Source organism: Ilumatobacteraceae bacterium, assembly GCA_033344875.1.
GTDB lineage: Bacteria > Actinomycetota > Acidimicrobiia > Acidimicrobiales > Ilumatobacteraceae > Ilumatobacter.
Map to the genome: position 1 here is coordinate 4556548 of JAWPMO010000001.1, position 12579 is coordinate 4569126.

The 12579-nt window shown below is 68.3% G+C and carries 14 protein-coding genes; 11 read left to right on the top strand and 3 right to left on the bottom strand.

The window, feature by feature from the left end; translation table 11 throughout:
- Nucleotides 1–176: 176 nt before the first annotated feature.
- The 5 genes from R8G01_21555 to R8G01_21575 are packed head-to-tail and all read left to right on the top strand — an operon-like array spanning nt 177 to nt 4978.
- Entirely contained in the window at nt 177–2228 is a 2052-nt protein-coding gene (locus tag R8G01_21555) for a cyclic nucleotide-binding domain-containing protein (GenBank protein MDW3216593.1), read from the top strand.
- A gap of 10 nt (nt 2229–2238) precedes the next feature.
- Entirely contained in the window at nt 2239–3384 is a 1146-nt protein-coding gene (locus R8G01_21560) for an acetyl-CoA C-acetyltransferase (protein ID MDW3216594.1), read from the top strand.
- A gap of 56 nt (nt 3385–3440) precedes the next feature.
- Complete coding sequence (locus tag R8G01_21565; protein ID MDW3216595.1) at nt 3441–3962, top strand: TIGR03086 family metal-binding protein; 522 nt, start codon at nt 3441–3443, stop codon at nt 3960–3962.
- A 37-nt stretch (nt 3963–3999) separates the two neighbouring features.
- Nucleotides 4000–4584, top strand: coding sequence for a GNAT family N-acetyltransferase (locus tag R8G01_21570; GenBank protein MDW3216596.1), 585 nt, complete (start codon nt 4000–4002; stop codon nt 4582–4584).
- Nucleotides 4585–4591: 7 nt separating this feature from the next.
- Nucleotides 4592–4978 carry a VOC family protein gene (locus tag R8G01_21575; protein ID MDW3216597.1) on the top strand — a complete coding sequence of 129 codons (387 nt, stop codon included), beginning with the start codon at nt 4592–4594 and terminating at the stop codon, nt 4976–4978.
- Here R8G01_21575 and R8G01_21580 read toward each other — a convergent pair whose 3' ends face one another.
- On the bottom strand, nt 4979–5800 hold the full coding sequence (locus R8G01_21580) for a fumarylacetoacetate hydrolase family protein (protein ID MDW3216598.1): 822 nt from the start codon (nt 5798–5800) through the stop codon (nt 4979–4981).
- A gap of 154 nt (nt 5801–5954) precedes the next feature.
- Between R8G01_21580 and R8G01_21585 the strand changes: the two genes are divergently transcribed.
- A complete protein-coding gene (locus R8G01_21585) occupies nt 5955–6203 on the top strand; it encodes a hypothetical protein (GenBank protein ID MDW3216599.1) in 249 nt (82 codons plus the stop codon).
- Here the strand turns inward: R8G01_21585 and R8G01_21590 are convergent, their stop codons facing one another.
- On the bottom strand, nt 6204–7631 hold the full coding sequence (locus R8G01_21590; GenBank protein ID MDW3216600.1) for an NAD-dependent succinate-semialdehyde dehydrogenase: 1428 nt from the start codon (nt 7629–7631) through the stop codon (nt 6204–6206).
- Between the two features lie 84 nt (nt 7632–7715).
- Between R8G01_21590 and R8G01_21595 the strand changes: the two genes are divergently transcribed.
- Nucleotides 7716–8450 carry a sulfite exporter TauE/SafE family protein gene (locus R8G01_21595; protein ID MDW3216601.1) on the top strand — a complete coding sequence of 245 codons (735 nt, stop codon included), beginning with the start codon at nt 7716–7718 and terminating at the stop codon, nt 8448–8450.
- A gap of 14 nt (nt 8451–8464) precedes the next feature.
- Here the strand turns inward: R8G01_21595 and smpB are convergent, their stop codons facing one another.
- Nucleotides 8465–8968, bottom strand: a complete 504-nt coding sequence (gene smpB, locus R8G01_21600; protein MDW3216602.1) for an SsrA-binding protein SmpB — start codon at nt 8966–8968, stop codon at nt 8465–8467.
- Between the two features lie 66 nt (nt 8969–9034).
- Here smpB and R8G01_21605 point away from each other — a divergent pair, with 66 nt between their 5' ends.
- The 4 genes from R8G01_21605 (at nt 9035) to R8G01_21620 (ending at nt 12558) form a co-directional block, all read left to right on the top strand.
- On the top strand, nt 9035–9454 hold the full coding sequence (locus R8G01_21605; GenBank protein ID MDW3216603.1) for a M67 family metallopeptidase: 420 nt from the start codon (nt 9035–9037) through the stop codon (nt 9452–9454).
- Between the two features lie 186 nt (nt 9455–9640).
- Entirely contained in the window at nt 9641–10627 is a 987-nt protein-coding gene (locus R8G01_21610; GenBank protein ID MDW3216604.1) for a cysteine synthase family protein, read from the top strand.
- Nucleotides 10628–10726: 99 nt separating this feature from the next.
- The gene (locus tag R8G01_21615; protein ID MDW3216605.1) at nt 10727–11869 is read left to right on the top strand and encodes a Na/Pi symporter; all 1143 of its coding nucleotides are present in this window, start codon (nt 10727–10729) and stop codon (nt 11867–11869) included.
- Nucleotides 11870–11886: 17 nt separating this feature from the next.
- The gene (locus R8G01_21620; GenBank protein MDW3216606.1) at nt 11887–12558 is read left to right on the top strand and encodes a PhoU domain-containing protein; all 672 of its coding nucleotides are present in this window, start codon (nt 11887–11889) and stop codon (nt 12556–12558) included.
- The last annotated feature ends 21 nt before the right edge of the window (nt 12559–12579 follow it).

The following is a 12579-nucleotide window of genomic DNA, read 5'->3' on the forward strand; positions in this document are numbered from 1 at the left end:
GTGGGCCAGGGGCCGAAGGTCCCAAGGGTCCCGCCGAAGGGCACACGCGGGCAGCGAATCCAACGGCCGTGCGTGCCGGCGGTCCGGTTCGGCCCCGGCCCCGCCACCTGCGGTAGCGGCATCGGTGACCACGATCGACTCGGCGTCCCCCGCGCCGCCTTCGGTACCCTGCGTCGATGCGGAGGGGCGGGGCTGCGGGCCGAATCGTGACGGTCGCCGTGATCGCGTCGATCACACAGATCGCACTGACGATCGCGTACACGTCACTGACCTTCCGTGACGAGTTGTCACCTCAGATCGGGCTCGGGCTCACCGCCATGCTCCTCGGTGTCCTGATCACCGCCGCTGCGATCGGTCGCTGGAGCGGTGTGCGCGGCCACGTTGCCGGCCCGCAGGACAGCGGCCTCGTGGTGCTCTCCGTCGTCGCGCCCACGATCGCCGCGACGGCCGATGCGCCGGGAGAGACCATCGTCGTCCTGATGGGGCTGAGCTCGCTCGCCGTCGGGCTCACGATGATGACACTCGGCCGATCGGGACTCGGTCGGATGATCCGGTATCTGCCGTATCCCGTTCTCGCCGGCTTCCTGGCCGGTACCGGACTCGTGATGGCCCGGGCGGTCGTCGAGATCGGCGACCGAGGGATCAGCGGAGACGCAGCCGGCGGCGGCGATCGGGTGGCACGTTTCGCGGTCGTGCTCGTCGTGGTGTTCCTGATGACGGCGATCTCGCGGAGCCGTCTGCCGAACGAGCGCTTCGTGCCGCCGATCGTGCTCGGCTCGATCGCGCTCTACCACGCCGTCGCACTGGCGGTCGGTGTTGGCCGAATCTCCGGTGCTGAGCGTGGCTGGCTGCTACCGGTGCTGCCCGACGGGGCGCTGATCAGCGGTGACACGTTCACGGTCGCCGGTCGGGCCGACTGGGCCGTCGTCGCCGACCACCTGCCGGCACTGCTGCCGCTGCTGCTCCTCGCCCCGCTCACCGTGTTGCTGTACCTCGGAGCGCTCGAGACGATCCTCGACGTCGACATCGACACCGACCGCGAGTTCCAGGTCATGGGTGGTGCCGGCGCGGTTGCGGGCCTGTTCGGCAGCGCTCCGTCGTACACGCAGTTCGCCAACACGATGCTCGTTCAGCGCATGGTGGGGCCCGTGCGAGCGGTGCCGATCGCGATCGGCGGTTCGGCCGTCGCCGTGCTCCTCCTCGGCGACCGGGTCGTCGGGTTGATTCCGCAGCCGGTCGTCGCCGGAATGCTCGGGTTCATCGCGGTGTCGTTCGTGCTCGACTGGACCTGGGATCTCAGGAACCGGGTCGGTGCCATCGAGCTCGCGCTCGCCGCAGCCGTGTCGATACCGGTGTTCGGGTTCCTGGCCGGCGTCGGGTTCGGCCTGGTGCTCACGTCCGGATGGTTCATCGTGCAGTACAGCCGGATCAGTGGGGTGCGCCGAATCCGCAATGCCCGCCGGGTCCGGAGCAACGCCTACCGCTCGGTCGAGGACGACGACGTGCTCGTCGAGGCCGGCCGACGCGTGCTGATCGTCGAACTCGAGGGCTTCCTGTTCTTCGGTATCGGCGACGTCATGCTCCGGTCCGTGACCGAGCGCGCCGACTCGGCGCGGCACCACGACGTCGATGTCGTGTGGGTCGCAGCGAATGCGCACGTTCAGCGCGCCCTGTCGCCGCTGATGACCGGCGAGCGGTGGGGAACGGTCGAGGTCGACCTGGACCGGGCGCTCGCAGCCGTCGAGGACCAGCTCCTCGCGGAACGCTCCGCCGGTTCCGATCAACCGAAGCTCCATCTCCTCGAGATGAGTGCGGTGGCCGGAGCGGAGCAACGCGAGTTCGGCCCCGGTGATGCGCTGATCGCTGCGGGGGAACCCGTCGACGGCCTCCTGGTGATCGAACAGGGGCGGGTGAGCGTGCTCGGCGGCGCTCCCGGCACCCGGTTGCGTCAGCTCGGACCCGGCGCGGTGCTGGGTGAGCTGAGTCTGTACGGCGACCGGACGGCTTCGGCCACCGTGGTCGCCGACGAACCGGTCATCACCCGTCACGTCGGGCTGGAGGAGATCGATCGGCTGGAGCGCACGGACCCGACGGCCGCCGCCGCGCTCCATCGCGAACTCGCGACGCTCGTCGCCGAGCGACTCCGGACGGCGAACGATGCTGTCGACTCGTTTCGCGGACGTCACGACCGAGGCCCCGATTCGGCCCGTGAGCAGGACGAGCCGTAGCGTCGGGGTCATGTCGGAAGCGTTCATCGTCGAAGCAGTTCGTTCGCCCGTCGGCCGTCGCGGCGGTGGGCTGTCACAGGTCCATCCCGCCGACCTCGGTGCTCACTCGATCCGTGCCCTCATGGAGCGCTCGGGCGTCGATCCGCACGCCGTCGACGACGTCGTGTTCGGCTGCCTCGACACCATCGGACCGCAGGCCGGCGACATCGCCAGGACCTGCGGACTGGTCGGCGGTCTCCCCGAGCACGTCCCCGGCGTCACCGTCGACCGCCAGTGCGGGTCTGCCCAGCAGTCGGTGCACTTCGCCGCCCAGGCCGTCATGTCGGGCACCATGGACGTCGTCGTCGCCGGCGGGGTGCAGAACATGTCGCAGGTCCCGATCACGTCGTCGTTCACGCTCGGCCAGGAGGAGGGGTTCAACCCCTACAACAGTTCGCCCGGTTGGCAGACGATCTACGGCGCCGGTGACGTGAGCCAGTTCGTCGGCGCCGAGCTGATGGTCGACAAGTGGGACATCACCCGCGACGAGATGGAGGCCTTCGCCGTCGAGTCGCACGAGCGGGCGCTGCGGGCGCAGGCCGAGGGCCGGTTCGACAACGAGATCGTGCCGCTCGCCGGCGTCGAACGCGACGAAGGGCCCCGCGAGCCCGACTGGGACAAGATCCGGTCCCTCAAGACGCTCACCCCTGACGGCCGGATCACCGCCGCCGTCGCCAGCCAGATCTCCGACGGTTCGGCCGCGATGCTGATCATGAACGAACGGGCCGTCGAGGCTCACGGCGTCACGCCGCGAGCTCGCATCCACCACATGTCGGTGCTCGCGGACGACCCGATCATGATGCTGTCGGCGCCGATCCCCGCCACGCTCCGAGCGCTCGCCAAGACCGGTCTGAAGCCGAGCGACATCGACCTCGTCGAGATCAACGAGGCGTTCGCGCCGGTGCCGCTCGCGTGGATGCGTGAGACGGGGTTCGAACACGAGCAGATCAATGTCAACGGCGGAGCGATCGCGCTCGGGCACCCGCTCGGCGCGACGGGTGCGCGGCTGATGATCACGCTGCTCAACGAACTGGAGCGAACGGGCGGGCGATACGGCCTCCAGACGATGTGCGAAGGTGGTGGCCAGGCGAACGTCACCATCATCGAACGCCTCTGATCACGAGTTGTGCCAGGCACAACTCGTGATCGGCCAGCAGACAAAGGAGCACCATCATGAGTGGCATCGGAGACATCTGGCGTCAGGCCGCAGCGAAGTGGAGCGAGGTGTCGGGGCAGATCACCGACGACGATTGGGGGAAACCGACCCCGTGCGACGAGTGGACGGTGCGCGAGCTCGTCGACCACGCCATGCACTGGCAGGGCATGGGCGGCGGGATCCTCGGTGCGGGCACGGCGCCCGGCGACGACTGGGCCACGATCGAGCCGAAGCTGTCGGCGGCGCTCGACGACCCCAGCAATCTCGAGGGCACCGCCGAGCAGATGGGCGGCATGCCCAAGCAGCAGGTTGCCGGGTTCGTGATCGGCGACCTCGTCATCCATTCGTGGGACCTCGCCAGGGCGATCGGTGTCGACGACACCCTGCCCGAGCCGGCGGTCGAGGCGACCCTCATGGGGTTGCAGCGGGTTCCGGCGGAGATGCTCCGCTCGTCGACCATGTTCGGTGAGCCGGTCGAGGTGGCCGACGACGCCAGCGCCCAGGATCGGCTGCTGGCGTTCGCCGGCCGCACTCCCTGATCAGCGTCATTCGCACCGTCGCATGGTGGAGCACGTCATGGTGAACGTCCGACGCGCCACCGAGCTCGACATCTCTCGCATCGCTCGGACCGCGAGTCGCGCGTTCGTCGACGATCCGGTGATGCGATGGCTCGTCCCCGACGACGAGGAGTACGAGCGCGATCACCGCCTGCTGTTCGGCAACATCGCCCGCCGCTGGTTGGCGACCGACTCGCTGTGGTGCACCGACGACGTGGCGGCGGTGGCCGGCTGGATCCCGCCCGGCCGCCCCGAGGTCGACCCCGAGGGGATCGTTCAGGTCGAGCACCCCGAGTGGCGGCTCGCACGGTTCGCCGCGCTCGGTGAGGCGATGGGGGCCAACACGCCACCCGAGCCGCACTGGTACCTCAACATGTTGGCGACCCATCCGGATTGGCAGCGCCAGGGAATGGGCGGCGCGCTGATGCGGGTCGTGTTCGAGATCGCCGACGCCGAGGGCCTGCCCTGTTACCTCGAGACGGAGACCGAGGTCAACGTGGCGTACTACCGGCGGCACGGATTCGAGGTGCGTACCGAATGGGACGTGCAGACCGACGACAGCGAGGGCCCGCACATGTGGGGCATGTTGCGGCCCGCGAGGTGATGGTGCGATGAGCAGGCCACGCCTCCGTATCGCCGGCACGGTCCTCAGCACCCGTGATCCGCGCGGGCTCGCAGCGTTCTACGAACGCCTCCTCGGTTGGCCACGGCTGATGGACGAAGACGGATGGGTGGTGCTGCGCGACGACCCCGCCGGGCAGGCGCTCTCGTTCCACGGCGACGACGAGTACGTGCCGCCGACGTGGCCGTCGGTCGCCGGTGAGCAGTTGATGATGCTGCACCTCGACATCGCCACCGATGACCTCGACGCCGCGGTCGCTCACGCGATCGAGTGTGGGGCGACCCGTGCGGCGTTTCAGCCGCAGGACGACGAGGTCACGGTCATGCTCGACCCGGATGGCCACCCGTTCTGCCTGTTCCCGTCACCGAACTGGTGATCAGACGCACCGATTGCGGCACTCGCCGACGCCGTCGACGCGCGTGACGACCGTCTGACCACGCTGCAGGAACACCTGCGGATCACGCGCCACACCGACGCCGCCGGGGGTGCCGGTCACGATCAGGTCGCCGGGCACGAGCGTGGTGAATGTGGAGATGTAGCGGATCAGTTCGGTCGGCCCGAAGCACAGCTCGCGGGTGTTCGACGACTGCATCACCACCCCGTCGACCTCGCACGAGATCGCGAACTCCGGCGCCGCGTCCGCTTCGTCGACGACGAGGTGGGGTCCGACCGGCGTCGAACGTTCCCATGCCTTACCCGGCATGAACTGCGTCGTACGGTTCTGGAAGTCGCGAACGCTGATGTCGTTGACCACCGTGTAGCCGGCGATCGCTGCGGCCGCCTGCTCGTCGTTCGCCCGTCGGACCGAGGCGCCGATCACCATGCCCAGCTCGGCCTCCCAGTCGACGCTGGTCGACTCGTCGTCGCGGGGGAGTTCGATCGGGTCGTTGGCGCCCACGAGCGAGTTGGCGAACTTCGGGAACAGCGTCGGGGCGGTCGGCCGCTCACGGCCGGTCTCGGCGATGTGATCGAGGTAGTTCAGGCCGACGCAGATGATCTTGTCGGGGCTCGTCACCAGCGGCGCGTAGTCGAGGGATGCCACTTCGTGTTGGGCTCCGTCAGCATCGGCGGCGAGATCGCGCCAGCCGGGAAGCCGGAGGAGTGCACCGACGTCGGCGTGGCCCGTCTCGGTCGCGGTGCTGTCGTCGACACGTACGCAGATCGTGCCGTTCGAGGTTCGAATCGTTGCGAGGCGCATGCGTGCAGCTTGCTCGATTCGCGACGGCGGAGCGCGATCCGAGACGCTTGATCATCAGCAGGAATGATCATCATGATCGATGATCATCGCTGTACGTGATCCTCACCGGTCCGTACCTTGGAACGTGACGGACCCACCCCGACAGGAGTTCACCATGTCGTCCCTCTCCGAACAGATCGACCAGATCGCGGCGCACGTCGGCCGCTACGGCATCGCCGCCAGCGAGACCCAGCTGCATCGGCTCCACGGTCTCGCGGCGCGACTCCAGGTGCAACCCGCGATCTCGTCGCTGCTCGTCGACGGCGACGCACCCGATGTCGTGCGCAGCCGCGCGGTCGCCCGTGTCGTCGCCGGTCTCCGCGCGGTGCCGGTCACGTCGTCGCTCGCCACGTTCGTCGCCTGATCAGATCGCGAAGCCACCGAGTTTGGTCTCGAGGTATTCGGCGATGCCGTCGTGGCTGCCCTCGCGACCGATCCCCGAGTCGTTCATCCCACCGAACGGCGCCGATGCCGCCGTCGGGTTGACATCGTTGATGCCGACGATCCCGAACCGCAACCCTTCGAATGCCCGGATCGCCGTGGAGAGGTCCTGCGTGTAGACGTACGCGGCGAGGCCGTAGTTCGTGTCGTTCGCGAGGTCGATCACCTGGTCGACGTCGTCGTACGTCACGACCGGCGCGACCGGACCGAAGGTCTCCTCCCGGTAGATCGACATGCCGTCGGCGACGCCGTCGAGCAGCGTGGGTGCGAAGAAGTGGCCTCGGTCGAACGGCTCGTCGGTCAGCCGCGCCCCGCCGACGAGGGCGGTCGCACCCCGGGCGACCGCGTCGTCGACCTGCGCCTCGACCTTGGCGACCGCTGCCTCGTCGACGAGCGGGCCGACGCCCACCCCCTCGTCCAACCCGTTGCCGGCCCGTACCCTGCCGACCCGCTCGACGAGCGTCGACACGAACGCGTCGTGGTGGCCTGCGCTGACGTACAGCCGGTTCGGACTGATGCACGCCTGGCCGGCGTTGAGGAACTTGAGGGCGGCGGCCCCCTTCGCCGCCCGGACCGGATCGGCGTCGGGGAACACGACAAACGGAGCGTGCCCGCCCAACTCGACCGAGACACGCTTGAGGTTGCCGGCGGCGACGCCGGCCAGGTGTCGCCCGACCGCGGTCGACCCCGTGAACGTGAGCTTGCGCACCCGTGGGTCGTTCGTGAACACGTCGCCGATCGGCTTCGGGTCGCTCGCCGTCACCAGGTTGGCCACTCCGGCGGGAAGCCCGACCTCCTCGAAGATCTCGAAGACGGCTCGCGCGCACAGCGGGGTCGCCTCGGCCGGCTTGAGGACCAGGGTGCAACCGGCGGCGAGCGCGGGCCCCATCTTCCGGGTCAGCATCGAGATCGGGTAGTTCCACGGCGTCACCATCGCGACCACGCCGACCGGCTGGCGCAGCACCAGGAAGCGCTGATCGGGCCGCGCCGACGGCAACCATTCACCCGCCACCCTGGTCGCCTCCTCGGCGTAGAAGCGGAGGAAGTCGGCGGCGTAGGTCACCTCGGCCCGGCTCGCCTTGAGCGGCTTGCCCTGTTCGCGGGTCATCAGTTCGGCCAACGATTCGCTGCGTTCGGTCATGAGCCGCCACGCGGCGTACAACAGGTCGGCGCGGGTGCGTGCCGTCGTGCCGGCCCACGACCCGAAGGCCGCGTCGGCGGCCGCGATCGCATCGGTGGCGTCATCGGCCTCGCCGTCGGGTACCGAACCGATCACCTCACCCGTCGCCGGGTCGGTGACGTCGAACTCCCGACCCGAACGCGCAGCCTGCCAACTCCCGTCGATGAACATGACGACGACGATAGGACAGACGTCACACTCGCGTTCGCCCCGCGACCTGGGTCGTCCGGTCACCGGTCTGGCAGGATGCCGCCCGTGGAATGGTGGGAAGCGCTGCTCTTGATCTTCGGCGGGACCGCCGCCGGTCTGATCAACGCCGTCGCCGGTGGCGGTTCCACCCTCACGGTCCCGCTGCTCGTGCTGGCCGGCGTGCCGGGCAACAACGCCAACGGATCGAATCGCGTCGGCATCCTCACCTCCAACGCTGCGGCGGCGACCGCGTTCCGGAAGCTGGGCGTGCGGGGGCTGTCGAAGTCGGCGCCGGTGCTCGTGCCGATCGTCGTCGGTTCGCTGATCGGCGCCTTCGCGATCACCAGCCTCACCGACGACACGTTCGAGCGCGTCTTCGGTCTCGTGATGCTGCCGATCATCTTCCTGTCGATCCGAAAGCCGAAGGTCAAGCTCGACGCCGAGCCGTGGCCGGTCGCGATGACGGTCGGTGTGTTCTTCGCGGTCGGTCTGTACGGCGGGGCGGTGCAGGCGGGCGTCGGCCTCGTCATGCTCGCCGCGCTCACGCGCGCCGGCTACGACCTGGTCACCGCGAACAACATCAAGGTGGTCGCCAACCTCACGTTGACCGCCGTCGTGCTCCCGATCTTCATCGCTCAGGGCAAGGTCGAATGGGTGCCGGCCCTGATCCTCGCGGCCGGCCTCACCGCAGGCGGCTGGATCGGAGCGCACGCCGCCGTCAAGGGCGGCGAACGGTTGATCCGGGGCGGCATGATCATCTCGGCCCTGATCCTCTCGGGCAGCCTGCTCGGGCTGTACTGAGCGTCGCTCGGGTTTCAGCCGCCGTACTTGCGGGCGCGGCCCATCTCGCGTTCGGCGTCGCGGAGCGCGTCGCGCTCGGCGATCGCGTGCCGTTTGTCTTCCTTGGACCGACCCTTGCCGACGCCGATCTCGACCTTGACCCGACCGTCACGGAAGTAGAGCGTCATCGGCACGAGCGACACACGGTCCTGGTCGACGCGCGCCTTGAGCTTCTGGATCTCCGAGCGGTGCAGGAGCAGCTTGCGTGAGCGATCGGGGTCGTGGGCGCCGAACCCGATCGCGAACGAGTACGGGGCGATGTGGATGCCGTCGAGCCACGCCTCGCCGTCGCGGATGCGGACGTAACCGTCGGCGATCTGGACCTGCGCCTCGCGCATGCTCTTGACCTCGCTGCCGAGCAGCACGAGGCCCGCTTCGAAGGTGTCGGTGATGGCGTAGTTGCGGCGCGCGGCGCGGTTGCTCGCGATCAGCGTCGTGCCGTCGGGCGCGCGCTTGGCCTTGGTGGACTTCTTCGCCATCGTGCGAAGGCTACCGACCGGCCCCGTTCTGGGGGCCGGGAGTTGCCAACCACTAGCCTCCGCGGTGTGCTCCGTCTCGGTCGTGAAGTGTTCGACGCCATCTGTGACCTGGCGTTTCGCGAGTACCCGCTCGAGATGTGCGGGCTGATCGCGGGTGCGCCGGGTGCCGACCATGCCGTCCGGTTCTTCCCGTGTCACAACGATGCCGAGTCGGCCAAGGTGTACACGATCAACCCGAAAGATCACCTGCGGGCCGAGATGGCGGCGGACGACCTCGACGAGGAGATCATCGGCGTGGTGCACAGCCACACGCATTCCGAGCCGTACCCGAGCCCGACCGACGTCCGTCAGGCACCCGATCCCGACTGGCACTACGTGATCGTCGGTCTCAAGCGTGACGCACCCGAACTCCGCAGCTACCGGATCGTCGACGGCGACATCACCGAGGAGTCGGTCGAACTGGTCGACGCCGTCCGGCCGGCCTGACCGGCGGCGTCGGACGGCGCCTCAACGGGCGAGCACGGCCGGCACGACCGCCACGGCGATCGCGTCGATGGCGACGACCGCGAGCAGCAACTCGGATGTGGGGACGACGGCGCTGATCCGTACAATCCTGATGAGTCAGATCGGATTTGTCGGAATGATCACTGGAGCGAGGCGGTTGTGAACAGCATGAGCATGATCACACAGGAGCGGAAGGCGTCGGCCGGTGCCGTACACGGCGATGTGCTGGGGCTCGTCGGCAACACCCCGGTGGTCGACGTGTCCAACCTGTCGCCGAACCCGAATGTGCGCATCCTCGCCAAGCTCGAGATGCAGAACCCGTTCGGGTCGGTGAAAGACCGGATCGCCAAGGCGATGATCGAGGCCGCCGAGGCCGACGGCTCGCTGCTGCCCGGTCAGACCATCCTCGAACCGTCGTCGGGCAACACCGGCATCGCGCTCGCGGCCATCGCCCGGCTCAAGGGCTACCCGATCAAGATCCTCATGCCGGAGAGCGTGTCGATCGAGCGCCGACAGATGCTCGAGATCATGGGTGCCGAGATCATCCTCACCCCCGGACCCGAAGGGTCGAACGGTGCGGTCAAGCGTGCCCAGCAGCTCGCCGCCGAACATCCGGAGTGGTGCTTCATCTACCAGTACGGCAACGACGCCAATCCCCGCGCCCACTACGAGGGCACCGGCCCGGAGATCTGGCGCGATGTGCCCGACATCACCCACTTCGTCGCCGGACTCGGCACGAGCGGCACGCTGATGGGCACCGGACGGTTCCTCAAGGAACAGAACCCCGACATCCAGATCGTCGCCGTCGAGCCGCCGCTCGGCGAGCGGGTCGAAGGCCTCCGCAACATGGACGAGGGATACATCCCGCCCGTGTTCGAGCAGTGGAACGGCTACGACCTGCTCGACCGCAAGCGGGTCGTCCGCCCTCGCGAATCGATCGAGTGGGTCCGCCGCTTGGTGAACGAATGCGGCGTGTTCGCCGGGCTGTCGTCGGGTGCCGCGCTCGCTGGTGCGGCCAAGGTGGCCGCCGACATCGACCACGGCACGATCCTGTTCATCGTGTGCGACGGCGGCTGGAAGTACCTGTCGACCGGGGCGTACACGGCCGACCTCGACGAGGCCGAGCAGAACGCGGAAGCGATCATCTACTTCTGAGGCACCGAGCCGCCGAGTTGCGGCTCCCCCGAGCACTGTTCATCTGCGGTCCACGCTCCGTTTCATCGCGGTTCACCCGCTGGCTACAGTCATCGGCACATGCCGAGCCTGCCGCCTCCCCTCGCGCGCCTCCTGCCGCTGCCGCGTCCGGCTCGCGCGGCACTCGTCGTCCTGCTGATCTACATCTTCCTGGTCGGCGTGTCGTCGCTCGAAGGCGGTATCAAGGTGATGGGCGCCGACACCCAGGCCCGTCTCTTCGACAACGTCGACCATCCGCTCGCCGGCCTCTTCGTCGGCATCCTCGGCACCGTGCTCGTGCAGTCGTCGTCGGCGAGCACGTCGGTGATCGTCGGGCTCGTCGCCTCGGGAGCCCTCGGGGTCGAAGCGGCGGTCCCCATGATCATGGGTGCCAACATCGGCACCACCGTCACCAACACGCTCGTGTCGCTCGGGCACGTCCGGCAGTCGAACGAGTTCCGCCGCGCCTTCGCAGCGGCCACGGTGCACGACTTCTTCAACGTGTTGGCCGTCATGATCCTGCTGCCACTCGAACTCATCACGGGGTGGTTGTCGTCGATCGCCGAATGGGTGAGCGGCAAGCTCGTGGGGTCGGCAGGCGCCGACTGGGAGAGTCCGATCAAGAAGTGGGTCAAGGAGCCCGTCGGGTGGGTCCAGGACGGGCTCGGGGCCCTCGTCGACAGCAACAACGTGCTCGGCACGATGATGGTGCTCGCCGGTCTCGCGATCGTGCTCACGTCGCTCGTGTTCATCACCAAGAACATGAAGACGCTGATCGCCGAGCGCGTCGAACGTTCGATGAACGCAATCCTCGGGCGAGGCGGCGGAGCGGTCGCGATGGTCGTCGGTGTGCTGATCACGGTCGCGGTGCAGAGTTCGAGCATCACCACGTCGATCCTGATCCCCATGTCGGCCGCCGGGGTGATCAAGCTGAAGAACGCCTACCCGGTCACGCTCGGCGCCAACGTCGGAACCACGATCACCGCCCTGCTGGCCGCGCTCGCTGCCAGCCGACCCGAGGCGCTCACGATCGCACTCGTCCACACGACGTTCAACCTCGCCGGCATCCTGGTCCTGTACGTCATCCCGATCCTTCGGCCGGTGCCGATCTTGGCGGCCGAACGACTTGCCGACATCGCGGTCGAGCGGCGGATGATCGCCGTCGCGTACGTCGTCGGGTCGTTCATCGTGCTCCCGCTGCTCGGTGTGGCAATCTTCCGTTAGGCCCTGGAGGTCCTCACATGGTCATGTCCTTCTTCCGGAAGTCAGAGTCCGGTCTCGAACACGTCTCGCATCAGACCATCTCGATGCTCGGCGATGCCCGCCACTCCTTCGACCTCGCCTCGACCGCTGTCCTGAGCGGTGCCGACCCCGGCGCGATCGGTGCCGACATCGAAGCGACCGATCGTCGGATCAACGAGGCCGAGCAGCAACTCCGGTCGGAACTCGTCGTGCACGTGTCGGTGCGCGGCAGCGACGACATCGGGCTCGTGCTCGGTTACACGTTGCTGTTGAAGAAGATCGAGCGGATCGGCGACCAGGCCAAGAACATCTTCGAACTCGCCACCGAGGGGGTGTCGCTCGTCGGAGCGGACGACATCGAGGAGTTCGTCACCCGCCGCCAGGAGATCTCGCTGATGTACGTCGAGGCGGCCGACCTGCTCGCGTCGCAGGACGTCGACGCGGCACGCGACTTCCTCGCCCGGTCGCTCGAGTTGAACGACCAGTGCGGCGCCAAGGTCCGCGAGTACATGCAGTCGGAGCAGCCGGGGAGCTGGGCGGTGCCGCGCGCGATCCTGTACCGGTACTGGAAGCGCATCGTCGCCAACCTCGCGGGGATCGTCACCGCGGCGATCGAGCCACTCCAGAGCATCGATTACCTCGACGAGGGCCGGACCGACCTCGACGACTGATCCCTGTCGCCGCCGACGGAC